Source organism: Actinoplanes aureus (genome assembly GCF_015704865.1).
In the GTDB taxonomy this organism is placed as follows: Bacteria; Actinomycetota; Actinomycetes; order Mycobacteriales; family Micromonosporaceae; genus Actinoplanes; species Actinoplanes aureus.
On the sequence record NZ_JADQTO010000008.1, the window covers coordinates 115,884 to 142,070 of the forward strand.

24 protein-coding genes and 1 pseudogene are annotated in these 26,187 nt (G+C 71.5%); 15 read left to right on the forward strand and 10 right to left on the reverse strand.

Annotated features, from left to right (window positions below; all coding sequences use genetic code 11):
• The first annotated feature begins 4 nt into the window (after nt 1-4).
• The gene (gene priA, locus I4J89_RS18830) at nt 5-724 is read left to right on the forward strand and encodes a bifunctional 1-(5-phosphoribosyl)-5-((5-phosphoribosylamino)methylideneamino)imidazole-4-carboxamide isomerase/phosphoribosylanthranilate isomerase PriA (protein ID WP_196415298.1); all 720 of its coding nucleotides are present in this window, start codon (nt 5-7) and stop codon (nt 722-724) included.
• Here priA and I4J89_RS18835 read toward each other — a convergent pair.
• Nucleotides 690-1,598 carry a LysR family transcriptional regulator gene (locus I4J89_RS18835; protein WP_230859183.1) on the reverse strand — a complete coding sequence of 303 codons (909 nt, stop codon included), beginning with the start codon at nt 1,596-1,598 and terminating at the stop codon, nt 690-692. The genes priA and I4J89_RS18835 overlap by 35 nt on opposite strands.
• Before the next feature lie 72 nt (nt 1,599-1,670).
• On the opposite strand from I4J89_RS18835, the gene I4J89_RS18840 reads away from it, so the two are divergent.
• Both I4J89_RS18840 and hisF read left to right on the forward strand, forming a co-directional pair.
• Nucleotides 1,671-2,555 carry an EamA family transporter gene (locus I4J89_RS18840; protein WP_196415299.1) on the forward strand — a complete coding sequence of 295 codons (885 nt, stop codon included), beginning with the start codon at nt 1,671-1,673 and terminating at the stop codon, nt 2,553-2,555.
• Nucleotides 2,552-3,313: an imidazole glycerol phosphate synthase subunit HisF gene (hisF, locus tag I4J89_RS18845; RefSeq protein WP_196415300.1), complete on the forward strand. Its 762-nt coding sequence runs from the start codon at nt 2,552-2,554 to the stop codon at nt 3,311-3,313. The genes I4J89_RS18840 and hisF overlap by 4 nt, the downstream gene beginning before the upstream one ends.
• On the opposite strand, the gene I4J89_RS18850 is transcribed toward hisF, so the two are convergent.
• Together I4J89_RS18850 and yczE are read right to left on the reverse strand one after the other, a co-directional pair.
• Entirely contained in the window at nt 3,310-3,738 is a 429-nt protein-coding gene (locus tag I4J89_RS18850; RefSeq protein ID WP_196415301.1) for a hypothetical protein, read from the reverse strand. The genes hisF and I4J89_RS18850 overlap by 4 nt on opposite strands.
• 56 nt (nt 3,739-3,794) lie before the next feature.
• Nucleotides 3,795-4,415 (reverse strand): membrane protein YczE, encoded by a 621-nt coding sequence (gene yczE / locus I4J89_RS18855; protein WP_196415302.1) that lies wholly within the window; start codon nt 4,413-4,415, stop codon nt 3,795-3,797.
• A gap of 58 nt (nt 4,416-4,473) precedes the next feature.
• Between yczE and yczR the strand changes: the two genes are divergently transcribed.
• Nucleotides 4,474-5,928 (forward strand): MocR-like transcription factor YczR, encoded by a 1,455-nt coding sequence (gene yczR / locus I4J89_RS18860; protein WP_196415303.1) that lies wholly within the window; start codon nt 4,474-4,476, stop codon nt 5,926-5,928.
• Here yczR and I4J89_RS18865 read toward each other — a convergent pair.
• Together I4J89_RS18865 and I4J89_RS18870 are read right to left on the reverse strand one after the other, a co-directional pair.
• The gene (locus tag I4J89_RS18865) at nt 5,921-6,268 is read right to left on the reverse strand and encodes a VOC family protein (RefSeq protein WP_230859184.1); all 348 of its coding nucleotides are present in this window, start codon (nt 6,266-6,268) and stop codon (nt 5,921-5,923) included. The genes yczR and I4J89_RS18865 overlap by 8 nt on opposite strands.
• 112 nt (nt 6,269-6,380) lie before the next feature.
• Nucleotides 6,381-8,204, reverse strand: coding sequence for an AMP-dependent synthetase/ligase (locus tag I4J89_RS18870; protein WP_196415305.1), 1,824 nt, complete (start codon nt 8,202-8,204; stop codon nt 6,381-6,383).
• A gap of 166 nt (nt 8,205-8,370) precedes the next feature.
• On the opposite strand from I4J89_RS18870, the gene pdxR reads away from it, so the two are divergent.
• Nucleotides 8,371-9,912 (forward strand): MocR-like pyridoxine biosynthesis transcription factor PdxR, encoded by a 1,542-nt coding sequence (gene pdxR / locus I4J89_RS18875; RefSeq protein WP_373688140.1) that lies wholly within the window; start codon nt 8,371-8,373, stop codon nt 9,910-9,912.
• Here the strand turns inward: pdxR and I4J89_RS18880 are convergent.
• Together I4J89_RS18880 and I4J89_RS18885 are read right to left on the reverse strand one after the other, a co-directional pair.
• Nucleotides 9,895-10,968 (reverse strand): annotated as a pseudogene (locus tag I4J89_RS18880) (APC family permease); the annotation flags it as partial. The gene pdxR and the pseudogene I4J89_RS18880 overlap by 18 nt on opposite strands.
• A 68-nt stretch (nt 10,969-11,036) precedes the next feature.
• A complete protein-coding gene (locus tag I4J89_RS18885) occupies nt 11,037-11,663 on the reverse strand; it encodes a TIGR03085 family metal-binding protein (RefSeq protein ID WP_196415307.1) in 627 nt (208 codons plus the stop codon).
• 148 nt (nt 11,664-11,811) lie between these two features.
• Here I4J89_RS18885 and I4J89_RS18890 point away from each other — a divergent pair, with 148 nt between their 5' ends.
• Both I4J89_RS18890 and I4J89_RS18895 read left to right on the forward strand, forming a co-directional pair.
• Nucleotides 11,812-13,551 carry an ABC transporter ATP-binding protein gene (locus I4J89_RS18890; protein WP_196415477.1) on the forward strand — a complete coding sequence of 580 codons (1,740 nt, stop codon included), beginning with the start codon at nt 11,812-11,814 and terminating at the stop codon, nt 13,549-13,551.
• Between the two features lie 35 nt (nt 13,552-13,586).
• Complete coding sequence (locus I4J89_RS18895) at nt 13,587-15,347, forward strand: ABC transporter ATP-binding protein (protein WP_196415308.1); 1,761 nt, start codon at nt 13,587-13,589, stop codon at nt 15,345-15,347.
• A gap of 29 nt (nt 15,348-15,376) precedes the next feature.
• Here I4J89_RS18895 and rpsD read toward each other — a convergent pair whose 3' ends face one another.
• Nucleotides 15,377-15,985 (reverse strand): 30S ribosomal protein S4, encoded by a 609-nt coding sequence (gene rpsD / locus I4J89_RS18900; protein WP_196415309.1) that lies wholly within the window; start codon nt 15,983-15,985, stop codon nt 15,377-15,379.
• Nucleotides 15,986-16,055: 70 nt separating this feature from the next.
• On the opposite strand from rpsD, the gene I4J89_RS18905 reads away from it, so the two are divergent.
• Complete coding sequence (locus I4J89_RS18905) at nt 16,056-16,799, forward strand: DUF2470 domain-containing protein (RefSeq protein WP_196415310.1); 744 nt, start codon at nt 16,056-16,058, stop codon at nt 16,797-16,799.
• A 113-nt stretch (nt 16,800-16,912) separates the two neighbouring features.
• Here the strand turns inward: I4J89_RS18905 and I4J89_RS18910 are convergent, their stop codons facing one another.
• A complete protein-coding gene (locus I4J89_RS18910; RefSeq protein WP_196415311.1) occupies nt 16,913-18,811 on the reverse strand; it encodes a hypothetical protein in 1,899 nt (632 codons plus the stop codon).
• A gap of 203 nt (nt 18,812-19,014) precedes the next feature.
• Between I4J89_RS18910 and hisI the strand changes: the two genes are divergently transcribed.
• Genes hisI through I4J89_RS18925 form a run of 3 tightly spaced genes read left to right on the forward strand, consistent with a single transcriptional unit; the run spans nt 19,015 to nt 21,493 of the window.
• Nucleotides 19,015-19,383, forward strand: coding sequence for a phosphoribosyl-AMP cyclohydrolase (gene hisI, locus I4J89_RS18915; RefSeq protein ID WP_373688145.1), 369 nt, complete (start codon nt 19,015-19,017; stop codon nt 19,381-19,383).
• Nucleotides 19,380-20,888, forward strand: coding sequence for an anthranilate synthase component I (locus I4J89_RS18920; protein ID WP_196415313.1), 1,509 nt, complete (start codon nt 19,380-19,382; stop codon nt 20,886-20,888). Before hisI ends, I4J89_RS18920 begins: the two co-directional genes overlap by 4 nt.
• Entirely contained in the window at nt 20,885-21,493 is a 609-nt protein-coding gene (locus I4J89_RS18925) for a Trp biosynthesis-associated membrane protein (RefSeq protein WP_196415314.1), read from the forward strand. The genes I4J89_RS18920 and I4J89_RS18925 overlap by 4 nt, the downstream gene beginning before the upstream one ends.
• Nucleotides 21,494-21,535: 42 nt before the next feature.
• Here the strand turns inward: I4J89_RS18925 and I4J89_RS18930 are convergent, their stop codons facing one another.
• A complete protein-coding gene (locus I4J89_RS18930) occupies nt 21,536-21,808 on the reverse strand; it encodes a hypothetical protein (RefSeq protein ID WP_196415315.1) in 273 nt (90 codons plus the stop codon).
• Nucleotides 21,809-22,129: 321 nt separating this feature from the next.
• On the opposite strand from I4J89_RS18930, the gene trpC reads away from it, so the two are divergent.
• The 4 genes from trpC to lgt all read left to right on the forward strand — a co-directional run bounded on the left by trpC (nt 22,130) and on the right by lgt (nt 26,180).
• Nucleotides 22,130-22,999, forward strand: coding sequence for an indole-3-glycerol phosphate synthase TrpC (gene trpC, locus I4J89_RS18935; protein WP_196415316.1), 870 nt, complete (start codon nt 22,130-22,132; stop codon nt 22,997-22,999).
• On the forward strand, nt 22,996-24,237 hold the full coding sequence (gene trpB, locus I4J89_RS18940; protein WP_196415317.1) for a tryptophan synthase subunit beta: 1,242 nt from the start codon (nt 22,996-22,998) through the stop codon (nt 24,235-24,237). The genes trpC and trpB overlap by 4 nt, the downstream gene beginning before the upstream one ends.
• A complete protein-coding gene (gene trpA, locus I4J89_RS18945) occupies nt 24,234-25,034 on the forward strand; it encodes a tryptophan synthase subunit alpha (RefSeq protein WP_196415318.1) in 801 nt (266 codons plus the stop codon). Before trpB ends, trpA begins: the two co-directional genes overlap by 4 nt.
• 63 nt (nt 25,035-25,097) lie before the next feature.
• Nucleotides 25,098-26,180, forward strand: coding sequence for a prolipoprotein diacylglyceryl transferase (lgt, locus tag I4J89_RS18950; RefSeq protein ID WP_196415319.1), 1,083 nt, complete (start codon nt 25,098-25,100; stop codon nt 26,178-26,180).
• Nucleotides 26,181-26,187 lie beyond the last annotated feature (7 nt).

A 26,187-nucleotide genomic window follows, 5' to 3' on the forward strand; every position in this document is an offset into this window, starting at 1 on the left:
AGACGTGACACTCCAACTTCTTCCCGCCGTCGACGTCGCCGACGGCCAGGCCGTCCGCCTGGTGCAGGGCGCCGCCGGCTCGGAGACCGCCTACGGTGACCCGCTCGAGGCCGCGCTGGCCTGGCAGAACGACGGGGCCGAGTGGATCCACCTGGTCGACCTGGACGCCGCTTTCGGCCGCGGCTCGAACGCCGAGCTGCTCGCCGACGTGGTGCGCCGGCTCGACGTGAAGGTGGAGCTGTCCGGTGGCATCCGCGACGACGAGTCGCTGACCCGGGCCCTGTCCACCGGCGCGCAGCGGGTCAACATCGGCACCGCGGCGCTGGAGGACCCGGAGTGGTGCGACCGGATCTGCGGCGAGTACGGCGACCGGGTCGCGATCGGGCTGGACGTGCGGGGGCGGACGCTCTCCGCGCGCGGCTGGACCCGGGACGGCGGCGACCTGTTCGAGGTTCTCGCCCGGCTCGACAAGGCGGGCGCGTCCCGTTACGTCGTCACCGACATCACCAAGGACGGCACCATGCGCGGGCCGAACCTGGACCTGCTGCGTGAGGTGGCCGCCGCGACCGACAAGCCGCTCATCGCCAGCGGCGGCGTCTCCACGCTGGACGACCTGCGCGCGCTCGCCACGCTCGAGCCGATCGGCGTCGAGGGTGTGATCGCGGGCAAGGCCCTTTATGCGGGTGCTTTCACCGTGCGTGAGGCGCTTGCGGCTCTGGCTTGAGTTTCCACGCCTCTCGGATCGTCTCCTCGGCGGCCCGGATCGCGGGCCGGGCCGCCGCCGAGTCGCGCCAGGCGATCACGACGTGGCGCGTAGGTGTCGGATTTATCTTTACGATGCGGACATTTTGCGGTAGCGGCGGGCGGGCCAGCCGGGGGATCAGCCCGACTCCGAGCCCGGCGGCGATCAAGGTCAACTGCGTCTCGAACTCACCGACCTGGAAGTCCGGGACCACTCCGGGCAGCTTGCGGATCAGGTACTCGTAGCAGACGTCACCGGCGCGTACGGCGATCCAGCGTTCGTGGCGCGCGTCCTCGAGGGTGGCGGCTCCGCGCAGCCGGTGGTCGCTCGGCACGATCAGGTCGGCGTGGTCGGCGCCGATCTCGACCTTGGTGACGCAGTCCGGATAGCGCAGGCCCACCTCGGGCCAGTCGTCGAGCACCGCCAGGTCGACGTGGCCGCGGCGCAGCAACTCCAGGCCCTCGTGCGGATTGACCTCGATCAGGCCGGTGGTGAGCTGCGGGTGATCCGTCGCCAGACGCTGCAACGCGTGCGGGAGCAGCGCCCGGCAGGCGGTGGCGAAAGCGGCCACGGTGAGCCTGCCGGTGACCGTGTCGCGGTGTGCGGCGAGCGCGGCCTCGGCCTCGTCCATGCTGGTCAGCACCCGCTCGGCGTGGTCGGCCAGGACCCGGCCGGCCTCGGTGAGCCGGAGCCGGCGGCCGTCCTTCTCGACCAGCGTGGCGCCGGTCTCGCGCTCCAGCTTCGAGATCTGCTGGGAGATGGCGGAGGGCGTACAGTGCAGGGCCTGGCCCGCCGCCAGGACCGTGCCGTAGCTGGCCACCGCGTGCAGCGCACGCAGCCTGCCCAGATCGATCATTTAGCGATGCTACATCGTGGGTGTAGGTTATTTTGCTGGTGCTTAACGGTCTTTGAAACCAGGCTGATCGCCATGAGACCGCGTGACCTCGCCCTCGCCGTCGCTGTGGCGGCCGTCTGGGGTGTCAACTTCGTCGTCATCGACGCCGGGCTGAACCACTTCCCGCCACTGCTCTTCTCCGCGCTGCGGTTCGGCCTGGCCGCCTTCCCCGCAGTGCTGCTGGTGGGACGTCCGCAGGTGCCGTGGCGATGGGTGGTGATCGTCGCCCTGGTCCTCGGCGTCACCAAGTTCTCGCTGCTCTTCGCCGGGATGGCCGCGGGCATGCCGGCCGGGCTCAGCTCGCTGGTGCTGCAGAGCCAGGCGGTCTTCACGATGATTTTCGCGGTTCTCTTCCTGCGTGAGCGGCCGCGCCCGGTGCAGATCGCCGGGCTTGCCGTGGCGGTGGCCGGCGTCCTCGTGGTGGCCACCCGGATGGGTGCGAACCTGCCCGCGTTCCTCCTGGTCATCGGCGCAGCGGTGACCTGGGGTGTGTCGAACGTGGCCACCCGCAAGGCCTCCCCGCCGGACGCCCTGCGCTTCATGGTCTGGGTCAGCGCGCTGGCGACCGGTCCGCTCATCGTCCTGACGCTGCTGGTCGACGGCCCGGCCGCCGACCTCGCCGCGCTGCGCGCGATCGACACCGAGGCGGTTCTGGCGGTGCTGTACATCGCGCTGATCTCTACGCTGGCCGGCTTCGCCGGCTGGGGATTCCTGATGCAGAGGTACGGCGCAGCCACCGTCGCACCGTTCTCCATGCTCGTCCCGTTCTTCGGCATCGCCTCGGCCGCCGTCTTCCTCGGCGAACGGGTGTACCTCGTCGACGTCATCGGCGGTGTGCTGGTCGTCGGCGGCGTGCTTTTGGGACTGGTCAGGTCCCGGCCGGTGGTGCGCGACGACCTGGTTAGGGTTGGGGCATGACGGTCGCGGTACGTGTGATCCCCTGCCTGGACGTGGACGCCGGGCGGGTGGTGAAGGGTGTCAACTTCGTCGACCTGCGCGACGCCGGGGACCCCGTGGAGCTGGCGTCGGCGTACGACGCGGCCGGTGCCGACGAGCTGACCTTCCTCGACGTTACCGCCTCCTCCGACGACCGCGGCACCATGCTGGACGTGGTCCGGCGTACAGCGGAGACCGTCTTCATCCCGCTGACCGTCGGCGGCGGTGTGCGCTCGGTGGAGAACGTGGACGTGCTGCTGCGCGCCGGCGCCGACAAGGTGGGCGTGAACACCGCGGCGATCGCCCGGCCCGCACTCATCCGGGAGATCGCCGAACGGTTCGGCAACCAGGTGCTGGTGCTGTCCCTGGACGTGCGACGCTCGGCGGACCAGCCGAGCGGGTGGGAGGTCACCACACACGGCGGCCGCCGCAGCGCCGGGCTGGACGCGATCGAGTGGGCCGCGCGGGTGGCCGAGCTGGGCGCCGGCGAGATCCTGCTGAACTCGATGGACGCCGACGGCACCAAGGCCGGCTTCGACCTCGCGCTCATCCGGGCGGTCCGCGCGGTCGTCGACATCCCGGTGATCGCCAGCGGCGGCGCGGGCGCGGTGGAACACTTCCCGCCGGCGGTGGAGGCGGGCGCCGACGCCGTGCTGGCGGCCAGCGTGTTCCATTTCGGAGACCTCAGCATCGGCGAGGTCAAGGACAGCCTGCGGGCCTCCGGAAACCCGGTCCGCTAGCGGCCGTCGGCCAGCCTCATGCTGTACTCGCGGACGGCGGCGAGGTATGTCTGCTCGTCCAGCGACCAGTCGGTGTAACCGGGCTCGGCGGCCCGGTTGAGCTGGGCCTGGAGCGTCATCACCGCAGAGGACAGGCCGCTGAACGGGCGGGTCCGCCAGAGCTGCTCGCCGGCCGGCGCGACCTCGATCATGTCGTCGTCCACGGTGATCAGCCCGGCACCGGCCAGGCGGCGGACCGCCTCCTCCAGCTCCTCGCGGCTGGGCACGCTGTGGTGCAGGAAATCCGCCGCGGCCAGCAGGTCGGCCAGGGTCGCCCCGGTCACCGGCAGGGCGGCGTGCAGCGCCCGGTCACGTTCCAGTCGCTCGGCGATGACCGCGGAGACGAAGATCCAAGCGTCGTTCCAGTGCCAGCCTCCGACCCCCATGCCGCAATGATGCCGTGCCGTCGGCGTACCCGGAAGCGATTGTGTCCGGATGATCACTAGGCGGGAGCGGGTGCCGGGAGGTCGGCTGGGGTTGCTTGCCGCACGGTGAGCATCGGCAGGAACAGTTGCACCAGGGGACCGATCGCCAGCGCGTACGCGATCGTGCCGATGCCCACCGTGCCGCCGAGCAGGAAGCCGACGCCCAGCACGAACAGCTCGATGCTGGTGCGGATCATCCGGATCGACAGCCGCGGGAACCGGCCGGCCAGCCCGGTCATCAGCCCGTCCCGCGGGCCCGGACCCATCCGGCTGCCGATGTAGAGCCCGGTCGCGAAGCCGTTGAGCAGGATCCCGCCGACCACGTAGCCGACCCGGACCGGGATCGACTCGGCGGTCGGCAGCATGGCCAGCGTGGCGTCCGCCGAGAAGCCGACCACGACCAGATTGGCTATCGTGCCGACGCCGGGGCGCTGGCGCAACGGAATCCAGAGCAGCAACACCGGTATGCCGGTCAGCAGCACCACCCATCCGAAGCTGATCCCGCTCACCTTGGAGACGCCCTGGTGGAAGACGTCCCAGGAGTTGCCGCCCAGGCTCGACTCGACCATCAGCGCCATGCTGACGCCATAGAGGAACAGGCCGAGGAAGAGCTGGGGTACGCGACGGAACAGGATCATGCTGCCACTCTCCATGCCAATCGGCCGGTGCTAAAGTGCCAATTCTTGGGAGGTGGCTATGACAACGTCGGTTCGCGGGGACCAATTGGCTCGCCTGCTCGGTCGGTGGCACTCACTTCCGGGCCGCCGGCGCAGCCCTGACTACGCCGCGCTCGCCGCCGCGGTCCGCGGGCTGCTCGCTGACGGGCGGCTGGCACTGGGCGTACGGCTGCCGGCGGAACGGGAGCTCGCCGAGGCGCTCGGCATCAGCCGGACCACCGTGTCGGCCGCGTACCGTGCCCTGCGCGAGACCGGCCACCTGAACAGCCGGCGCGGAGCCGGCAGCTGGACCACCCTGCCGCACGGCCACCGGGTGGCCACCTCCGGCCTGTGGACCCCCGACGACGACCTGGACATGATCGACCTGGGCTGCGCCGCGTCGGCTGCCCCGGTCGAGCTGGTGCCGGCCGCCCGGGCCGCCGCCGACGACCTGCCTCGGTACCTGGGCAGCGCCGGTTACCACCCGACCGGCCTACCGGAGCTGCGGGCCGCCGTGGCCGAGGCGTACACGGCTCGTGGCGTGCCCACCTCGGCCGAGCAGATCATGATCACCAGTGGCACCCAGCAGGCCCTCGACCTGGTGCTCCGGCTCTCGGTGCCGGTCGGGGCGCCGGTCCTGGTGGAGACGCCCACCTATCCGAACGCCCTGGCCGCGCTGGCCGCCCGCCGCGCCCGGATCAGCACGCACGGCATGGACATCGCGACCGGCTGGGACGGCGAGATGCTGCTCGGCGCGCTGCGCCAGACGCGGCCCCGGCTGACCTACGTGATCCCCGAATTCCACAACCCCACCGGCCACCTGATGCCCGCCGACCTGCGCGAACGTCTCGTGGCCGCGGCGCACTCGGCGGGCACCGAGCTGATCGCCGACGAGTCCTTCGTCGACCTGCCGCTGGACGACCCGCAGATGCCGCCGCCGGTGGCCGTCTTCGACCGGCACTCCCGGGTGACGTCGATCGGCGGGATGAGCAAGGCGTACTGGGGTGGCCTGCGGATCGGGTGGGTACGCGCTTCCGCGCCCCTGGTGCAGCGGCTCGCCGCCATCCGGGTCGGTGTGGACATGGGCAGTCCGGTGCTGGAACAGCTGGTCGCCGTCCACCTGCTCCGGCTGGCACCGGAGATCGTGGCGGCCCGCCGGGCCCAGCTCCGCTTCCGCCGTGACACGCTGGTGAGCGCCCTGCGCGAGATGCTGCCGGAGTGGCGGTTCTTCGTGCCGGGCGGCGGGGTGACCCTGTGGGCCGAACTCGACGGGCCGATCTCCAGCGCGCTGTCCCGGGCGGCCGAGGACGTCGGGGTGCGGCTCGCTCCCGGGCCGCGGTTCGGCCTCGACGGCACCCTGGAGCGGTTCCTGCGGATGCCGTTCACGCTGGCCGCCGACGACCTCACCGAGGCGGTCCGGCGCATCGCCTCAGTTCGTCACGACCTCGACCACACGGCGCGGCCGGCTTGGCGTACCCCGGCGGTCATCACCTGAGATCGATCGCGCCCTGGAAGAGGCCGATCAGATGGCCGTCGGCGTCGCGCACCGTGGCGATCAGATCGCCGTCCCCGACGTCATGCGGTGAACGCTCGGGCGTCGCACCCGCCGCGACCAGCGCTGCGAGGGCCGCCTCCAGATCTTCCGTGTGCCAGTAGGTGATCGGTCCGGCCGCGACGTCGCCGTGCGGATCGAGGCCGACCTCCGGCGAGCCTTCCGGCCGGAAGCCGACGTAATACGGCATGTCGATATACGGCTCGACGCCGAGCAGCGTCTGGTAGAGCGCCCGCGCGGCGTCGAGATCCTTGACCGGAACGGTAATCGTCCGAATGGCCATGGGCACCTCCTGCGTGCCGTCAACGCTATGCCCAGCTCAACGCCGCAGCGGCCCAATCGCGGGAACAGGCGAGGCCGGCACCGTGCGGGGTGCCGGCCTCGGAGAGTACGGGTCAGATCTGAGCGAGCGAGCCCGCGTACATCTCCTCGATCTGGGCGGAGAAGTTGGTCTCGACGCTGCGCCGCTTGATCTTCATGGACGGGGTGATCTCGCCGTCCTCGATGCTGAGGTCGCGGGGGAGGAGGGCGAACTTCTTGACCGTCTCCCAGCGGTTCAGCTTGGCGTTGAGCTCGGCGATGTAGCCCTCGACCAGCGCGTACGTCTCCTTCGCCGCGACGATCTCGGCGTAGCTCTTGCCGGCCAGCGGGCCGCCGGCCGCCCAGGTCTTGATGGCCTCCTCGTCGAGGGCGATGAGCATGGTGACGAAGTTGCGGTTCTGGCCGACGACGACGGCCTGCGAGGTGTACGGGCAGACGGCCTTGAACGCGCCCTCGATCGCCGACGGGGCGATGAACTTACCGCCGGACGTCTTGACCAGGTCCTTCTTCCGGTCAGTGATCTTCAGGTAGCCGTCCGAGTCGAGCTCGCCGATGTCGCCGGTACGCAGGAAGCCGTCCTCGGTGAACGCCTCCGCCGTGGCGTCGGGCAGGTTGTGGTAGCCGCGCATGACGGGTGCGCCGCGCAGCAGCACCTCACCGTCACCGTCGATGCGAACCTCGAGGTCGCCGAGGGCCTGCCCGACCGTACCGATCTTGAGCTTGCCGCGCCGGTTCACGAAGTTGGCCGCGCTGGCCTCGGTCATGCCGTAACCCTCGAGGATCGGCAGGTTCGCCGCGGCGAAGAACTCCGAGATGTCCCGGCTGAGCGCGGCCGAGCCGCTGACCAGCACCTGGATGTTGCCGCCGAGCTTCTGCTGGAGCTTGGAGAAGACCAGCTTCTCGGCGATCGAGTACTGGATCGACAGGCCCAGCGGTACCGGCTTGCCGGCCTGCTGGAAGGCGACCCGCTTCTTGCCGGTGGCGACCGCCCAGCTGAAGATCTTCGGCTTCAGGCCGCTGCCGGACAGGCCGCTGGTGACGGTCTTGTTGTAGACCTTCTCGTAGATCCGCGGCGGGGCGCACATCAGCGTCGGCTTGATCACCGCGAGCAGGTCGATCAGCCGGTCGACGCGGCCGTCGACGTAGGTCGGCACACCGACGTGCAGGATGCCGCAGAGCAGCGTCTTGCCGAACGCGTGCGACATCGGCAGCCAGAGGTAGTGCAGGTCCTGCGGCGAGAACAGCCCCAGGCTCTCCTGCGCGACGCCCTCCCAGGTCCAGCCCTTGTGCAGCAGCTCGACGCCCTTGGGCCGGCCGGTGGTGCCGGAGGTGTAGATCAGCGTGGCGAGCGTGTCCGGGCCGAGCTGGGCCACCACGTCGTCGATCAGCGTGGGGTTCCTGGCGAGCGCGTCGGCGCCGAGCTGCTCCAGGTCGGCCAGGGTGATCTGCGGCGGCGTGGCGCCGGCGTCGGCCGGGCCATCGATCAGCACCACCTTGGTCACCGAGGTCTCCGCGCCGGCGAGCTTCAGCGCCTGCTTCGCGTTCTCCGCGATCAGCACCTTGGACCCGGAGTCGGACACGATGAACGTGGTGTCCTCGGGCTCGGTGGTCGGGTAGACCGTGGTGGCCGCGGCACCGGCGACGTTGATGCCGAGGTCGGCCAGGATCCACTCGAGCCGGGTGTTGGAGAGGATCGCGACCCGGTCCTCCAGGCCGACACCCAGCTCACGCAGGCCGGCGCCGATCGCCTTGACCCGCTCACCGACCTGGCGCCAGGTCAGCCATTCCGGGCCGGTGTCCGTGGCGTTGGGCGCGGCGAGCGCCCGGGCATCCGGCGTCTTCGCCACGCGCTGGAACAGCATGTCCGGGATCGACCGGTAGGGAACCTCGAGAGCCATCGGGCGCCGCCTTAAACCTGAACGGGGAGTAAGTAACCTCAGTGTTACCGGAGGGTAATGCGCATAGGGCACCAGGGCTAGAGCGTTGATCAATAGAACCGGGCCGTCTTCATCCTAGTCAGCCCCGATCCGGGGTCGATTCCACCGCTCGGCCGAGAATGGGCGGGTGGATCTGGTCATCGAGATCGAACCCGGGGCGGGCGGGACGACCGCAGCCGTCTACCGGGCGTTACGCTCGGCGATCGTGGACGGCCGGGTGCCGGCCGGTCACCGGCTGCCCGCCACCCGGGCACTCGCCGCTGACCTGGGCGTCTCTCGGGGAAGCGTGGCCGGTGCCTACGAGCGGCTGATGGCGGAGGGCTACCTGACGGCCCGGGTCGGTGCCGGTACCTACGTCGCCGAGACACCCACCCGCCGCCGGGCGCCGCGCCCGGCGGCGGACCCGCTGCGCCCGCGTTCCGGCTGGACCCTAACCCCGCTGCCGACCAGCGGCGAGGAGCCCGCACCACGGTACGACTTCCGCACCGGCATCCCGGACGCGCGACTGTTCCCGTTCGACACGTGGCGGCGGCTGATCGCCGCGGAGTTGCGGCTGGGCGCGAACAACCCGGGGACGTACGCGCCGCCGGAAGGTCACCCCGGGCTGCGCGCCGCGATCGCACGCTATCTCGGGTACGCCCGATCGGTGCACACCACCGCCGCCGAGGTCGTCGTCACGAACGGCACCCAGCACGCCCTCGACCTGATCGGCCGGGTCCTGCTGCGCCCCGGCGACGTGGTGGCTGTGGAGGAACCCGGCTACCCGCCGGCCCGCCGCCTCTTCTCCTCGCTCGGTGCCCGGGTGGTGAGCGTGCCGATGGACGAGGAGGGCGTGATCGTGGCGGCGCTGCCGGCGCAGAGCCGGCTGGTGTACGTGACCCCGTCGCACCAGTTCCCGCTGGGCCGGGTGATGAGCCTGGCCCGCCGTCAGGAACTGCTGGACTGGGCCGGCCGGCGGCAGGTGGCGATCGTCGAGGACGACTACGACAGCGAGTTCCGCTTCTCGGCCCGGCCCCTGGAACCGCTGTGCACGCTGGATCGCAACGGCCGGGTGCTCTACGTGGGCACCTTCTCGAAGAGCATGGTGCCCGCGGTGCGTACCGGGTTCGTGCTGGTCCCGCCCGGTCTGCGGCCCGCGGTCGTGGCGGCCCGGCAGCTCAGCGACGGCTACGGGCAGATGGCCGTCCAGGCGGCGCTGGCCCGGTTCATCGACGACGGCGAGCTGGCCCGGCACGTGCGCAAGGCCGGCCGGGCGTACGCCGACCGGCACGCCCGGATCGTCGCCGCGCTGGCCCGCCACCCGTCGCTGGAGGTCGTCCCCTCGGCGGCCGGACTGCACGTCACCGCCCTGCTGCGGGCCGGCTCACCGGATCCAGCCCGGATCGTGGCCGATGCCCGCCGCTCCGGACTCGCCATCGAGGACCTGGCCGGCTACGCAGTAGACGGGCTGCCCGGGCTGGTGTTCGGGTTCGGTGCCGTCGACCCCGATCTGATCGAGGAGGGGCTGGCGCTGCTGAGACCGGGACCGCCACCCTTGGTAGAGCACCGCGGCCGCGGCGATGGCGAGGCTGAGCAGCGCCGGCGCACCGTTGAGCCAGAGCAGCCCGATTACCGCCACGAACGCGAACCCGGCGATCACCCGGGACCGGCCGGCCGGCAGCAGGCGTAGCGCGGCCGCCGTGCCGAGCACGTACACCAGGGTGAAGCAGCCGGTGACCAGCAGGGTGGCGGTGTGCAGCCCGAGCGGCAGCAGGGCGGCTCCGATGCTGCCGGCGAAGATGAAGGTCAGTGACCGGCGCTGGGTGCCGAACACCCGGGACGGCAGGGCCCCCTCGGCGGCCAGGGCGGCGCCGAGCCGGCTGGCTCCCGCGTAGTACGCGTTCACCGCCCCGAGCGTCAGCAGCACCGCCACGATCGCGGTGATCAGGCGTACCGGGCCGTCGAGGCCGATCGCGAGCAGGTCGGAGAGCGGGGCCCGGCTGCCGGCCAGGGCGGGACCGAGCGCCAGCACGCTGACCGCCGCCACGGCGAGGTAGAGCACGCCGACCACGACGACCGCGACCAGCGTGGCCCGGGGGACGTCCCGGCGCGGGTGGCGGTACTCGGCGGAGAGCGAGGAGAGCGCCTCCCAGCCGGCGAAGCCCCAGACCAGGATGGCCGCGGCGGCGCCGATCCCGGACCAGCCGTGCGGGGCGAACGGCGTGAGGTTGTCCCACCGGGCGTGCGGCAGGGCGGCGACCACGGTCGTCACGAGCAGCACCACGAGGGTGACCGAGAGGACCAGCTGCACCCGGCCGGAGATCCGCAGGCCGTACCAGTTCATTCCGTACGCGATGCCGATCAGCGTCAGGAAGGTGGCGAATTCGACGGCCCGGCCGCCACCGAGAACGTCGGCGACGTACCCGCCGGTGAACGCGGCGGCCACCGGCGCGCCGAGCGGCACCGCGAAGTAGAAGCACCAGCCGACCGCGGCCGCGACGCGCGGCCCGAACGCCATCCGGGCGTAGGTGGAGACGCCGCCACTGTCCGGGTAACGCGCGCCGAGCGCGGCGAAGGTCCACGCCAGCGGCGCGGAGAGCACGATCAGGAGCAGCCAGGCGAGCAGGGAGGCCGGCCCGGCCGCTTCGGCGGCGAGCGCGGGCAGGGAGATCAGCCCGGTGCCCAGGACGGCGCCGACGGAGAGCGCGGCACCCTGGGCGACGGAGAGGCCGGTGCGAGTGTTCATGGCTACGAACCTAGGCGCGGATTGGCGCGCTGTTTGAGCCAATTATGGTCGGATCGGATGGGCCAATCTTAGATTCCGAGGCGAGCCTTCCGCAGCCGCTCCACCAGCGCGGACTCGCCCTCGACGGCGACCTGGGCGGCGCGCTGCCGCCCGGAGAAGAACAGGGCCAGCTCGCCCGCGTCCCCGGAGATCCGGACCTGCGGATCGCCGGCGGTCCGCAGCGGTGCGAACCCGGTCGCGGTGACCTCGGCGGAGATCTTCAGCCGGCGCAGCGCCGCACGGCAGGTGAGCTTGACCGTGCGCCAGAGCGCGGCCTGCTCGGCCTGCTCCAGTGGGCGGGGCGTCCACTCCGGGGCGGCCCGGCGGACGTCCTCGTGGTGGATGAAGAACTCGAGCGTGTTCACCACCGGGTCGGCGAGCGGGTTGCTCACCGGGCTCCACACCGGTGGCCGGCGCATCTGGCCGATCAGCTCCTGGTACGGCAGCGCGGCCCGGGCCAGGCGGATCCGCTCCCCGTACGCCGCCAGCGGTTTGACCAGGATCCCGGCGGCCGAGTCGGGCCGCCGCTCGCGGACCACGATGTGCGCGGCCAGGTCACGCGTGGTCCACCCGGAGCAGAGCGTCGGCGCGTCCGGACCCGTGCTGAGCAGCAGGTCGGCGAGGAGCTCCCGCTCCCGGCGGGCGTAGTTGGTCATGGGTCGATATTAAGGGGTGTAATTGTGGCCACAATGTAAACAGTAGGGCCGCGGGCGGCATGTTCGGCAGGATGGGACGGTAAGGCCGGCAGCGCCGGCGAACACTTACCAGTCGGGTAGGAAATTGAGCGGCAGAACCGGCAACGACGTGCTGGTACGGGGTCTGCGGGTGCTCGGCCACGCGATCCGGACGGAACCACGACTCTTCACCATCAGCGTGCTCGGCAGCAGCCTCTTCGGGCTCCTGATCATCGCGAACTCGTACGTCGTGGGGTCCATCATCGGCGATGTGGTGGTGCCGGCCTTCGCGGCAGGCAGCATCACCACCGGCGAGCTCGCGTTGATCGTCGCCGTGCTGCTGGGGATCAGCGGCCTGCGGGTGGCCAGCATCTTCGGCCGCCGGCTCGGCGCCGGGTTCATGCAGTTCCGCCTCCAGGCCCGCTACCGCAGCGCGGTGACCCGGCGCTATCTCGCGCTGCCGCCCGCCTGGCACCAGCGGCACGCCACCGGCACCCTGCTCTCCAACGCCAGCTCCGACGTCGAGGCGGCGTTCGGGGTGATCGCCCCGCTGCCGTTCGCGGTCGGCACGATCGTGATGATCTTCGCCGCGGTGCTCTCGCTCTTCGTCACCGACTGGGTGCTCGCCCTGGTCGGCGTGACGCTGTTCCCCGCGCTCTTCGCGCTGAACTTCGCCTACTCGCGCCGGATGTCGCCCCGGCAGATCCAGGCCCAGCGGATGCGCGCCAAGGTCAGCGCGGTGGCGCACGAGAGTTTCGACGGCGCGCTGGTGGTCAAGACGATGGGCCGGGAGGCGGACGAGTCCCGCCGGTTCGGCGTCTTCGTCACCGAGCTGCGTGACTCGCTGATCTCGGTGGGCCGGCTGCGCGGCATCTTCGACCCGCTGATGGACAGTCTGCCGAGCGTCGGCACGCTCGCCGTGCTGCTGCTCGGCACCTGGCGCCTGCAGACCGGCGCGATAAGCGTCGCCGAGCTGGTCAGCGTCGCGTTCCTGTTCACCGTGCTGGCGTTCCCGGTGCGCGCGATCGGCTGGGTGGTCGGCGAGCTGCCGCGCAGCGTGGCCGGCTGGGAGCGGGTGCAGGCGGTGCTGTCCGCCGACGGCGATCTGGCGTACGGCGACGGCACGCTCGCCGGCGACGGGCCGGCCGAGCTGCGCTTCGAGCGGGTCGACTTCCGGTACGCGGACGGCCCGCCCGTGCTGCGCGACGTGACCTTCACCGTGCCCGCCGGCCGTACCGTGGCACTGGTCGGCGCGACCGGTTCGGGCAAGTCCACGATCGCCTCGCTGGCGGTCCGGCTGGTGGACCCGGAAGCCGGCCACGTCGCGATCGACGGGGTGAAGCTGCCCGACCTCTCCGGTGCGGCGCTCGCCGGCGCGACCGCGCTGGTTCCGCAGGTGCCGTTCGTCTTCGACGACTCGGTCCGCGGCAACATCGCCCTGGACCGCCCGGAGATCGGCGACGACTCGGTGTGGAAGGCGCTGCGGCTGGCCCAGGCCGACAAGTTCGTCGGCGGGCTGCCGGAGAAGCTGGACACCGAGGTCGGTGAGCGGGGCACCTCGCTCTCCGGCGGCCAGCGGCAGCGACTCACGCTGGCCCGGGCACTCGCCGGGAAGCCCCGCCTGCTGGTGCTCGACGACGCGACAAGCGCGGTGGACCCGCGGGTGGAGGCGGCGATCCTGGGCGCACTGCGGCACGCGGGGACGTCGATCCTGGTGGTGGCGTACCGGCGGGCCACCATCGCGCTCGCCGACGAGGTGGTCTACCTGCATCAGGGGCGGGTCGTGGCGACCGGGACGCACACCGAGCTGATGGCCACTCAGCCGGGTTATCTGAACCTGGTCACGGCGTACGAGAAGGCAGACCGATGAGCGACGGAACTCTGCTTACCCGCAGCGGAAAACCCATGCAAACCGGGACTACCGCCACGATCAAACGTGGGTTCGCGCTCTCCCCGGAACTGCGCACCGGGATGGCCGGCACGATCGGGCTGGCGATCCTGCAGATGTCCGGCCGGGTCGCCGTGCCGATCGCCATCCAGCAGGGCATCGACCGCGGCATCCGGGCGCCCGGCGGTCCGGACGTCCGGGTGGTCATGGTGATCGTGGCGCTCACCCTGGTCGCCCTCGCCATCTCGACGCTCTGCGGCTACCTGATGACCCGGCGGCTCTTCACGGTCAGCGAGACCGCCCTCGGCGGCCTGCGGTCGCGCACCTTCCGGCACATCCACGACCTGTCGATGCTGCACCAGCAGTCCGAGCGGCGTGGCTCGATGGTGTCCCGGGTGACCGGCGACGTCGACCAGATCTCCCAGTTCCTCCAGACCGGCGGGGTGCAGCTGCTGCTCGCCACCGGCCAGCTGATCGTCTCCACCGTGGTGATGTTCGTCTACTCGTGGCAGCTCAGCATCGTGGTGCTGCTCGCCTTCGGGCCGGCGGTGCTGGTGATCCGGCTGTTCCAGAAGCGGCTCGCCGCCGTCTACCGGGCGGTGCGCGAGCGTACCGGGGTGATGCTGGGCGTGATCGCGGAGAGCGTCGTGGGCGCCACGGTGATCCGTTCGTACGGGGTCGCCGGGCGTACCGAGGCCCGGCTGGACAACGCCATCGGCGACCTGCGGTCGGCACAGCAGCGGGCCATGCGGACCAGCGTGACCAGCTTCTCCAGCGGCGAGATCGGGGCCGGCCTGGCGCTGGCCGGTGTGGTCGTGGTGGGCACCCTGCTCGGCATCGACGGCGAGCTCACCGTGGGCCGGCTGACCGCGTTCCTGTTCCTGGTCACGCTCTTCATCCAACCGGTGCAGATCGCCACCGACATGCTCAACGAGGCGCAGAACGCGGTGGCCGGCTGGCGTCGCATCCTCGACGTGCTGGACGTGGACCCGGACGTGGCCGACCCGGACGACCGGGGCGTGGAGCTGCCGGCCGGGCCGCTGTCGGTGCGCTTCCGTGACGTGTCGTTCAACTATCCGGGCGGCCCGACCGTGCTGTCCGGAGTGGATCTGGAGATCCCGGCGCGGACCAAGGTGGCCGTGGTGGGTGAGACCGGCAGCGGCAAGACCACGTTCGCCAAGCTGCTCACCCGCCTCATGGACCCGGCGATCGGCTGCGTCGAGCTCGGCGGGGTGCCGCTGACCGAGGTGCGGTTCACCTCGCTGCGCTCGCGGGTGGTGATGGTGCCGCAGGACGGCTTCCTCTTCGACGCCACGGTCGCCGAGAACATTCGCTTCGCGGAACCCGATCTGACCGACGAGGCCCTGCGGGCGGCCTTCGAGGAACTCGGGCTGGCGGACTGGCTGGCCGGCCTGCCGGAAGGGCTCGAGACGCCGGTGGGGGAGCGCGGGGAGGCGCTCAGCGTGGGCGAGCGGCAGCTGGTGGCGCTGGTCCGGGCGTACGTCGCCGACCCGGATCTGCTGGTGCTGGACGAGGCGACAAGCGCGGTGGACCCGGCTACCGAGGTGCGCCTGCAGCACGCCTTGGATCTCGTGACCCGGGGGCGGACCACGGTGACGATCGCGCACCGGCTGTCCACGGCCGAGGCCGCGGACGAGGTGATCGTCGTGGATGCGGGCCGCGTCGTGCAACGCGGCCCGCACGCCCTCCTCGTCGCCGAGGAGGACTCGATCTACGCCAAGCTCTACGCCAGCTGGCTGGAACAAACGCGGAGCTAGCTGCCTCCTCACCGGCGGCGATCTTCGGGCTATCGGGCGTAGTACTCGACCACGAGCTGCTCGTCGCAGAGCACCGGCACCTCGGAACGCTGCGGCGCCCGGATCACCGTGGTGCGCAGCTCCTCGAGAACGGTCGACAGGTACGGCGCGGTCGGGCCGTCGATGTGCGTACCCGTCGCCGCGATCTGGAACGGCGGCTTCTGGCGGCTGGTCTCCTTGACCTCGATGACCTGACCCGGCTTCAGCTTGTAGCCGGGACGGTCCACCTTCTTGCCGTCCACGGTGAAGTGACCGTGCACGACGAGCTGGCGGGCCTGGTAGATGGTCCGGGTGAAACCGGCCCGGAACACCGTGGCGTCCAGGCGGCGCTCGAGCAGCGTGACCATGGTCTCGCCGGTCTTGCCCTCCGCCTTGTGCGCGGCGTCGTACGCGGCGCGCATCTGGACTTCGCTGATGTTGTACTGGTGCCGCAGCCGCTGCTTCTCCAGCAGCCGGACCTGGTAGTCCGAGCTCTTGCGGCGTCCCCGGCCGTGCACACCGGGCGGGAACGGCCGCCGCTCGAAGTACTTGACGCACTTACGCGTCAGAGGGATTCCGAGAGCTCGGGAAAGCTTCGCCTTGGGTCGAGAGTTGTTCAACTGCGATCTCCTGTTACGGTTAGCCTTGCCTAACTTAGGTAAGCCTAACCGGTGCCCGGAGGTGCTCGTCATGCAACCCAGTCCCGCCGAGATCGCGCGCACGCTCGCCGCCGGTCACCTGCCCGCCGTGGCCCACATCGCCTGCCGTCCCGGACCTGTTCCGGTCCGGCACGTCACCGACAACCAGGGACGCGTGCTGCTTCTCGTGCCGGCCGAGGGTACCGTCGCGACCGCACTGCGGCCACAGGACGGCAACGACGACACAGCGCTGGTCCTCGATATCCGGGACGTGCCTCCGATGGCTTCCTCGCCGTCGCTGGGCCGGGTCTGGATCTCCGGCTGGGCAGCCCAGCTGACCGGCGACGATGCCCGCGCCGCGGCGCTGGACTACGCCGATACGGACGCCTGCGGTGACCTGCTCGACATCGGTGAGAGCCAGGCGCTCTACCGGATGGACGTGGCCGAGGTCCGCTACGAACGTAATGAGAATCTCGTCGAGATCGATCCGGACGACTACGCCGAGGCCGCCCCGGACCCGCTGCGGAACATCGAGTTCGACCTGATCGCCGACCTCGCCGACCACCACATGAGCGAGATGAGCGATTACGTGCGCCGCCAGCTCGGCAAGGCCGCGCGCCCCGGCGACGAGCCCAAGGTGGTCCGCCTGGACCGGTACGGCTTCCTGGTCCGGATGGGTGGCCGCAGCGCCCGGCTGGCCTTCCCCCGCCCGGTCACCGACCGGCACGACCTGGCGCACCTGCTGCACCCGATCCTCTGCCGCCGCTGTACGGCGCACGAGGAGACCGCCGCCTAGAGCGGCTCATGAACGAGGCGGGATCCCAGCGGCCACCTTCTGCCGCCGTCTGGCCGCGGGATCCGCTTCTTGTGCTCTGCCGACCGGTGCCGCGGTCGGCAGAGCACAACCTTTTACAGCGAAAGGATCCGGTCCAGGTACTCGCGGTAGCCGCGCATCGCCATCCGCATGCTCTCGGTGTCCGGAGTGTCCGTGCCACGCAGCGGGTCCAGCTCGTCCCGCTCGGCCAGCAGCACCTCGGTCAGCTCGTTCACCGCGTCGGTGAGCAGGTCGTGCGCCCGGGTCAACGCGGTGACCGGGTCGTCGACGAACTCGGCCTTCACCTCGTGCCACGCCGCCCGGAAGTGCCGTGCGGCGTCCTCGTCCCAGATCGTGCGCCCGATGGCCGGTGACTGCTCGGTGGCGAGCTCGGCGATCGGGGCCGGCTCCTCGGCACGGGAGGCACGGCGGCCCGCCCGCCGGACCGGCTCGACGTCCTCCAGGCTGGCCGAGCGCCGGGGTGCCGGTTGCGGCTCCTCCGCGTCGTCCAGTGCCCGGCGGTTCGCGCCGCCCACCGCGTGCCCGGTGACCATGCCCTCACTGCCGGCCGGCGGGAAGGCCTGGAACTCCGGTGGCGGTGGAACCGGCGAACCGGACTGCGGCGCGGTGGGCGTGACCGAGGCGACCCCGAAGGCCTCCCCGGACCGGCCCAGGCTGTAACCGGCCGGGCTGAACCCGAACGCGCCGTCCGGCGACGGCGGCAGACCCGCGTAGCCACCGTTGTCCGGCGACTCGGCGGACCGGTCGACAGCCAGGTCCGGCGGCGTCCGGGTGGCCGGGATCTGCACCGCCGACAACGTGGCCGAGGGCGGCTGCACGCTGGGCACCTGGGCCGGCGAGACCGGCGCGGTGGCGGCCGGGTCGGCCGGCTCCTCGGTCTCCGGCGCTCCGGAGACCGGCTCCGAGGCGCTGGACGGATGGTCCGGCGTGAAGTCGGTCAGCCCGTACGCCCCCGGGGCGAACCCGGGCGACACCGGCGCACCGGACACCGGACCGGCCGGGGTCGGCACCACCGGATGGGTGGCGCCGGGCACCGCGGCCCAGCCGGCGGCCGGCCGAGGCGGGTCCACCGAGATGGCGGGCGACTCCGCGCCGGGGTCGGCGAGCAGACCGGGTGGCGTCGAGACGGGCTTGCCGTCCGGGCCCGACGCCTCGCCGGTCTGCGCGTAACCGGGCGCCCCTGCCCGTCCGTTCATGTCCTCACGTCCGTTCTCGTCGCTCTCGCCCGCCACTTCGGCGGCGTCCTGGTCGCCCTCCGGCGGTGTCCGGTCCGCTGGATCCTCAGCCGGTGTCGCACCGGCCGGCTCCTCGCCGGTCTCCGCCGCCACGGACTCCGGTTCATCCGGGTCGTCCGCGTCGGAACGCTGGTCGTCGTCCTCGGACTCGGCGGCGTTGCGACCGCCGAACAGGAACCGTCCGGTGCCGCCCCGGCGCCCGCCGAGAACGAAGCCGCCGAACGTGCCCTCGCGACCCGCGGGCGTGTCGCCGGCCTCCGGCTCATCGGACTTTACGTCCTCAGCGCGGTCCGGCTGGTCCTCCGTTGGGCCTGAGTGATCAGAATCGCCGTGCCGCGTTCGCGCTGGTGAGCCGGAGAACGGGCGGCCCGCGCCGGAGCTGCGGGGCGCTCCGGGAACGACCCGTCCGGCGGCTCGATTCAGACCGAACGGGTCAGCCGAGGGCCGGTCCCCGTTCGATCCGTGGCCGGGGACACCGGGATTGCGGGCGGCGGCGGCGACCGGCACCAGCGGCGAGAGCGGGTGTGCCCCGAAGGTCCCGGCCAGCGGTGAGCCGGCGAGCAGGTCCGCGGGAGTCTCCAGCGCGTCGGCCGTACGCCGTGAGCCCAGTGCCACCATCTCCGTCTCGGCCTCGGCGCCCGGCTGACCGGCCGGGACGTCCGTATCGGGACGGACCTGCCAGAACCGGGCGAGGCCGGGTGAAGGCCGGCTGTAGTCGGGGCTGGACTTGGGCTCCATCTCGGTTTCACCACTTCCGTCGCGAGGCGCGACCGCCGGTCCTGCCTGGAGCTGCGCGAACACACCGGCCGGCGGGCGATTGGGCAGTCGGGCACGTACCGCGCTTCGGCGACGGTACCGCTCCGGACTGTCCGGCACATCCCCGGTTACCGGATCGTGGGCCCCCTGCGGGTCGTTACGGGGCCCGGAAGCGATGGGGGAGAATCCAGACCGTGCCCGTACCCGAAGTAGAGACCTCCCTGGATCCAGCGATCGCCGACCGGCTCAAACGGACCGCCGACGGCCTCGTCGCGGCGATCGTGCAGGAGCACGGCACCGGTGACGTCCTGATGCTCGCCTGGATGGACGACGAGGCGCTGCACCGCACGCTCACCACCGGCCGGGCCACCTACTGGTCCCGCAGCCGCGGGGAGTACTGGGTGAAGGGCGCCACGTCCGGCCACGTCCAGCACGTCAAGAAGGTGTCGCTGGACTGCGACGGCGACGCCTTGCTGGTCACCGTCGAGCAGATCGGCGCGGCCTGCCACACCGGAACGCACACCTGCTTCACGGATGATCTGGAGATGCGATGACCAGCGGCGTGACATTTCCCGACGAAGCGGAATTCATCAAGGGGCAGAGCCGCGTCATCCCGGTCACCCGCAAACTGCTCGCCGACGGCGAGACCCCGGTCGGCGTCTACACGAAGCTGGCCGGCGGCCCGGGCACGTTCCTGCTCGAGTCGGCGGAGCAGGGCCTGGCCTGGTCGCGTTACTCCTTCATCGGGGTCCGCAGCGCCGCCACGCTGATCGAGAAGGACGGGCAGGCCGCCTGGCTGGGTACGCCTCCGGAGGGCGTACCCCTCGGTGGTGATCCGGTCGCGGCCCTGCGCGAGACGGTGGCCGCGCTGACCGGCGGAGCGCAACCCAGTGATGATCTTCCCCCGCTGACCGGCGGCATGGTCGGCTACCTCAGCTACGACCTGGTCCGCCGGTTCGAGCGGCTGCCGGCCACCACGGCCGACGACGTGCCCCTGCCCGAGCTGGGCATGATGCTCGCCACCGACCTGGTGGTGCTCGACCACCACGAGGGCTCGGCGCTGCTGGTCGCCAACGCGGTGCTGGCCGAGGACGCCGACGACGCGGCCCGGCGTGCGGCGTACCACCAGGCGGTCGGCCGACTGGACGCGATGACCACCGCGCTGTCGCGGCCCACCCCGCCGATGGTCTCCACGGTGGATCGCACGCCGGCCGCCGAGCCGGTCAGCCGGACCGAGCCGGGTGAGTACCAGAAGGCGGTGGAGGCCGCCAAGGAGGCGATCCGCGCCGGCGAGTGCTTCCAGATCGTGGTGGCGCAGCGGTTCGAGAGGCCCACCGACGCCAACGCGCTCGACGTCTACCGGGTGCTCCGGGCGACCAACCCGAGCCCGTACATGTACCTGCTGCGCTTCGACGACTTCGACATCGTCGGCTCGTCGCCGGAGGCGCACCTCAAGGTGAGTGCCAACCGGACCGCCATGCTGCACCCGATCGCCGGCACCCGCTGGCGGGGCGCGACGCCCGAGCAGGACGCCGCGCTCGCCGCCGAGCTGCTCGCCGACCCGAAGGAGCGCTCCGAGCACGTGATGCTGGTCGATCTGGGCCGCAACGACCTCGGCCGGGTCTGTGAGCCGGGAAGCGTCGAAGTGCCGGAATTCGCACGGATCGAGCGCTACAGCCACGTCATGCACATCGTGTCGACCGTGGTCGGTCATCTGCGCGCCGATCGCTCCGCGTTCGACGCGCTCGCCGCCACCTTCCCGGCCGGCACGCTCTCCGGCGCACCAAAGGTGCGGGCCATGGAGATCATCGAGGAGCTGGAGCCGACCCGGCGCGGCCTCTACGGCGGCACGGTGGGCTACTTCGGCTTCGCCGGCGACATGGACATGGCGATCGCCATCCGCACTGCGTTGATCAAGGAAGGCGTCGCCTACGTCGGCGCGGGCGCCGGCATCGTCGCCGACTCCGACCCGGCCGCCGAGGAGCAGGAGACCCGCAACAAGGCCGCCGCCGTCCTCGCCGCCATCGCCTCAGCCGAGACGCTGCGCGCGGCCCGATGACCCGGCGCGGTCAGCTCGTCGCGATCGTCGCCTGCCTGGCCGGCGCCGCGCTCACCCTCTACGCGGTGACCCGGACCTGGTCGGTGCGGGTGGAACAGCGCACCGGCCTGTCCGATCTGCGCACCGAGCAGACCGGTGCCGACGTGCAACCGTGGCTGGTCGGCCTGGCCGTGGTCGCCCTCGCCGGTACCGGTGCGCTGCTGGCCACCCGCGGCGCCGTCCGCCGCGCGCTCGGCGTGCTGCTGATCATGGCGGGCGCCGGCATCGCGGTGGGCGCGGTGCTGGCGCGCGCCGCGCTCGACGCCGGCGAGGCCGGAGCCGCTGCCGCGATCTGGCCGGTGGCCTGCGTGCTGGGCGGCGCGGCGGTGGCGGTCGGCGGCGTGCTTGCCGCGCGGCACGGCCATCTCTGGCCGGCCATGTCTTCCCGGTACGAGCGAAGCACAGTCCCCGGACATCCCGCTCCGGCATCTGCCGGGCCGGAGCCCCAGTCTGCCGCCGGGCTTGAGCACGGGGAGACGAACACCGACCCACCGGGGCCGGTGAAGCCCACCGACAACCGGGCTTTCTGGGATGCGCTGGATCGGGGAGAGGACCCGACCCGCTGATGCGGGTCCTGCTCTAATCCGGGCTCGGCGTGCTCGGCGTGCTCAGTGGCGGGAGCCGGCCAGCGAGGCCGTCCGGCGGGATCGGGCCGGCCCGGTGGCGATCATGGCGGCGACGGCGCGGCTGGTCTCCACCCGGGCCCGGGCACGCGCCCGGTCGGCCTGAATCGCGTCCCAGGCGTTGTCCCGGGCGGTACGGACGTTCGCCGGGCCCACCACCACCCGCTGCACGCCGGTGGCCACGTCTGCCGCGAGGGAGACGAGCGTCCGGGAGAGGGTGGCGAACCCGATCGGCTGGGTAGGTGAGGCAGTGGCCATCGTTCTACTCCGCAATCATCGTCCGGCTGGCAACGCCCAGAGGCGCCGGGACAAGTCTGCCCGAGTCACATCTTGGTGGAGTCCTATTTCCGCACGGTGACGGACACGTCAACGCGGGGGTGTATCGGCCGAATAGGGGAGGTCCCCCAGCGCAGCGCGTTGCGACTGGCAATAAGCTGTGAGGGACGTGACAAGCCTTGCCAGGCGGCCTGGCATTATGCCCCAGCCCATTTCGTGAGGCGCGCCATACCCCCGGGACGCCGTCACCGGCTGTCACCTCCTAGCATCGGGCCGAAGACACCCGGAGAGGGGAGTCATTACGTGACATCCGATCAGGCGGAAGCGGGCAATGGCGGACCCGCGCGGCGCGATGCGGCTCCGCAGAACGTTCTCGAGGAGATCCTCGCCGGGGTACGGGAGGACGTAGCAGCACGCCAGGCGGCTACGCCGCTGGAAAAGGTGCGCGAACTCGCGGCGGCGGCCCCGCCCGCGATCGACGCGTACGCGGCGCTGCGAAAGCCCGGCGTGGCGGTGATCGCCGAGGTGAAGCGGGCGTCGCCGTCGAAGGGCGCGCTCGCCGACATCCCCGACCCGGCCGAACTCGCCGGTGAGTACGCGGCAGGCGGCGCACGCTGCATCAGCGTGCTCACCGAGGGCCGCTGGTTCGGCGGCTCGCTGGAGGACCTGACAGCGGTCCGCAACTCGGTGCAGATCCCGGTGTTGCGCAAGGACTTCGTCGTCTCCAGCTATCAGGTGCACGAGGCCCGGGCACACGGCGCCGATCTGGTCCTGCTGATCGTCGCCGCGCTGGAACAGAACGCGCTTGTCGGCCTCCTGGAGCGGATCGAGTCGCTGGGCATGACGGCCCTCGTCGAGGTGCACAACGAGGAGGAGGCCGACCGGGCACTGGAGGCCAACGCGAAGGTCATCGGCGTGAACGCCCGGGACCTGCGCACCCTCGAGGTGGACCGGTCGGTCTTCGAGCGCATCGCGCCGGGGCTGCCGAACAACGTCGTGAAGATCGCCGAGTCCGGCGTACGCGGTCCGCACGACCTGATCCGGTACGCGTCCGCGGGCGCCGACGCGGTGCTGGTCGGCGAGGGCCTGGTGACCCAGAAGTCGCCGCGCGACGCGGTCGCCGAGCTGGTCAACGCGGGCAACCACCCCGCGACGCCCAGGCCGGTGCGATGACCGCGCAGACCCTGCCGGACCTCGCCGGGCACTTCGGGCGGTACGGCGGCCGGTTCGTCCCGGAGGCGCTGATCAAGGCGCTGGACGAGCTGGACGCCGCGTACCGGTCGGCCAAGAACGACCCGGAGTTCCAGGCCCGCTTCCAGGACCTGCTGCTCAACTACGCGGGCGTACCGTCGCTGCTCTACCGGGCGACCCGGCTGTCCGAGGCGCTCGGTGCGGAGATCCTGCTCAAGCGGGAGGATCTGAACCACACCGGCGCCCACAAGGTGCGCAACGTGCTCGGCCAGGCCCTGCTCGCCAAGCGGATGGGCAAGCCCCGGGTGATCGCCGAGACCGGGGCCGGCCAGCACGGTGTCGCCAGTGCCACCGCGGCCGCGCTGCTCGACCTCGAGTGCACGGTTTACATGGGCGAGATGGACACCGAGCGGCAGGCGCTCAACGTGGCCCGGATGCGGATGCTCGGCGCCACGGTCGTCCCGGTGACCAACGGCTCGCGGACCCTCAAGGACGCGCTCAACGAGGCGCTGCGGGACTGGGTCACCACCGTCGACACCACCCACTACCTGCTCGGCACGGCCGCCGGGCCGCACCCGTTCCCGGAGCTGGTCCGCGACTTCGTCGGCGGCATCGGCGTCGAGGCCCGGGCGCAGTGCCTGGAGCTGATCGGCAAGCTGCCGGACGCCGTGGCGGCGTGTGTCGGCGGCGGGTCGAACGCGATCGGCATCTTCCACGCCTTCGTCCCGGATTCCTCGGTGCGCCTGTACGGCTTCGAGGCGGGCGGCGACGGCGTGGAGACCGGCCGGCACGCGGCGTCGATCACCGGCGGATCGGTCGGGGTGCTGCACGGCAACCGCACCTACCTGCTCCAGGACGACGACGGTCAGACCATCGAGTCGCATTCGATCTCGGCGGGACTGGACTACCCGGGCGTCGGACCGGAGCACGCCTGGCTGAACGACACCGGCCGGGCGTCCTACGAGCCGGTGACCGATGCCGAGGCGATGGCGGCGTTCCAGCTGCTCTGCCGTACCGAGGGGATCATCCCGGCGATCGAGAGCGCGCACGCGCTCGCCGGCGCCGCCAAGATCGCGCCGCGGTTGCGCGAGGAGCTCGGGCGGACGCCGACGATCGTGGTGAACCTGTCCGGGCGCGGTGACAAGGACGTGCACACCGCCGGCGCCTACTTCGGCATCCTCGACCCGGTCGAGACGGTGGTCCCGGGGGAGAACACGTGAGCATCGCCGAAACGTTCGCCAAGGCGAAGTCGGAGAACCGTTCGGTGCTGGTCGGCTGCATGCCGGCCGGCTTCCCGACGGTCGACCACAGCATCGAGCAGATGATCGCGATGCACGAGGCCGGTTGCGACGTCATCGAGGTCGAGCTGCCGTACTCGGACCCGGTCATGGACGGCCCGGTGATCCAGAAGGCGAGCGACATCGCGCTCGCCAACGGCGTACGCACCCGGGACACCCTCAAGATCATCGACGCGGTCTCGAACGCGGGCGCCACGGTCGTGCTGATGACCTACTGGAACCCGATCGAGAAGTACGGCGTCGACGCGTTCGCCCGTGACCTGGCCGCGGCCGGTGCCACCGGGCTGATCACGCCGGACCTGATCCCGGACGAGGCGCAGGAGTGGATCGCCGCCTCGGACAAGCATCAGATCGACCGGACCTTCCTGGTCGCGCCCAGCTCCACCGACGAGCGGCTCGCGATGACCGTGGCGAACTGCCGGGGCTTCGTCTACGCCACCGCTCTGATGGGCGTCACCGGCGCCCGTACCTCGGTGTCCTCGCAGGCGCCGGAGCTGGTGGCCCGGGTCCGCAAGGCCGATCCGGCCATGCCGGTCGGTGTCGGCCTGGGTGTCGGCACCGGTAAGCAGGCCGCCGAGGTGGCCGCCTTCGCGGACGGGGTGATCGTCGGCAGCGCGCTGATCCGCTGCGTGCTCGAAGCCCCGGACCGGGCGACCGGTCTGGACCGCCTGCGTGCCCTGAGCGCCGAGCTGGCCGAGGGCGTTCGCTCCCGCGTCTGATCCGAAAAATTGCCCGCCGCCCGGGCGTCACCACAGAGCCCGGCGGCGGTAGCGTGTGCACCCGTGAACATCGCCGCCATCCCCAGCCCCACCACGTCGGTGTGGCATCTCGGCCCGCTGCCGATCCGGGCGTACGCGCTCTGCATCATCCTCGGCATGGTCGCCGCCACGCTCCTCATGGAGCAGCGGTTGCGCCACCGCGGGGTGGCGAAATGGACCTCGCTCGACATGGTGGTGTGGGCGGTGCCGTTCGGCATCATCGGCGCCCGCGTCTACCACGTGATCACCTCGCCGCAGGACTACTTCGGTTCCGGCGGTGACCCGATCCGCGCCTTCTACATCTGGGAGGGCGGCCTCGGGATCTGGGGCGCGGTGGCCGGCGGCGCGCTGGGCGCCTGGATCGCGGCCCGGCAGATCGGCCTGCCGCTGAGCGTCTTCGCCGACGCGCTCGCACCGGCGCTGCCGGTGGCCCAGGCGATCGGCCGCCTCGGCAACTGGTTCAACAACGAGCTGTACGGCAAGGTAACCACCCTGCCGTGGGGTCTCGAGGTGCACGAGATGGACCCGGCCAACCCCGGCCACGCCACGGTGATCGACGGCGAGCCGGTGACCAAACCGGAGCTCTACCACCCCGCCTTCCTCTACGAGGCGATCTGGAACCTCGGTGTCGCCGGGTTGGTCTGGCTGCTGGACCGCAAGTTCAAGTTCGGCCGGGGCCGGGCGTTCGCGCTCTACGTGATGGCGTACACGGCGGGCCGGGCCTGGATCGAGATTCTCCGGGTGGACGAGGCCAACACCCTGTTCGGCGTACGGCTCAACGTCTTCACCGCGATCGTCATCTTCCTCGGCGCGGCGATCTACTTCGTGGCGGTCCGCGGCCCCCGGGAGTACGTGGTGCCGATCGACGCGCCGGACACCGCGCCGGAGCCGGTCGCCGACAGTGACATCTCCCAGGTCGACGTGGCCGGCGAGGACGACAGCCGCAAGATGCCGACGGCGTACCAGGTGGTGAGCGAGGAACGGTTCCGGGCGTACCAGCGGACCGGCGTCCTGCCACCGGCCGAGCCCGCCGACTCGGTGCCCGCCTCGGTGGGCGGCTCCGACGCGGACGAGCCCGGGCCCTCCCGGCCCGCAGACGAGAACTGATTCCCGG

Bases quoted from the DNA above. Each gene is read 5' to 3' on its own strand.
- I4J89_RS18885 (WP_196415307.1), bottom strand. From the start codon at position 11,663: ATGACCAACTACGCCCGCCGGGAGCGGGAGCTCCTCGCCGACCTGCTG.
- I4J89_RS18870 (WP_196415305.1), bottom strand. From the start codon at position 8,204: ATGGCTCTCGAGGTTCCCTACCGGTCGATCCCGGACATGCTGTTCCAG.
- I4J89_RS18835 (WP_230859183.1), bottom strand. From the start codon at position 1,598: ATGATCGATCTGGGCAGGCTGCGTGCGCTGCACGCGGTGGCCAGCTAC.
- I4J89_RS18930 (WP_196415315.1), bottom strand. From the start codon at position 21,808: ATGGCCACTGCCTCACCTACCCAGCCGATCGGGTTCGCCACCCTCTCC.
- I4J89_RS18910 (WP_196415311.1), bottom strand. From the start codon at position 18,811: ATGGAGCCCAAGTCCAGCCCCGACTACAGCCGGCCTTCACCCGGCCTC.
- I4J89_RS18925 (WP_196415314.1), top strand. From the start codon at position 20,885: ATGACCCGGCGCGGTCAGCTCGTCGCGATCGTCGCCTGCCTGGCCGGC.
- yczR (WP_196415303.1), top strand. From the start codon at position 4,474: ATGACAACGTCGGTTCGCGGGGACCAATTGGCTCGCCTGCTCGGTCGG.
- I4J89_RS18850 (WP_196415301.1), bottom strand. From the start codon at position 3,738: ATGGGGGTCGGAGGCTGGCACTGGAACGACGCTTGGATCTTCGTCTCC.
- trpB (WP_196415317.1), top strand. From the start codon at position 22,996: ATGACCGCGCAGACCCTGCCGGACCTCGCCGGGCACTTCGGGCGGTAC.
- I4J89_RS18920 (WP_196415313.1), top strand. From the start codon at position 19,380: ATGACCAGCGGCGTGACATTTCCCGACGAAGCGGAATTCATCAAGGGG.
- yczE (WP_196415302.1), bottom strand. From the start codon at position 4,415: ATGATCCTGTTCCGTCGCGTACCCCAGCTCTTCCTCGGCCTGTTCCTC.
- hisF (WP_196415300.1), top strand. From the start codon at position 2,552: ATGACGGTCGCGGTACGTGTGATCCCCTGCCTGGACGTGGACGCCGGG.
- I4J89_RS18840 (WP_196415299.1), top strand. From the start codon at position 1,671: ATGAGACCGCGTGACCTCGCCCTCGCCGTCGCTGTGGCGGCCGTCTGG.
- I4J89_RS18905 (WP_196415310.1), top strand. From the start codon at position 16,056: ATGCAACCCAGTCCCGCCGAGATCGCGCGCACGCTCGCCGCCGGTCAC.
- I4J89_RS18865 (WP_230859184.1), bottom strand. From the start codon at position 6,268: ATGGCCATTCGGACGATTACCGTTCCGGTCAAGGATCTCGACGCCGCG.
- I4J89_RS18895 (WP_196415308.1), top strand. From the start codon at position 13,587: ATGCAAACCGGGACTACCGCCACGATCAAACGTGGGTTCGCGCTCTCC.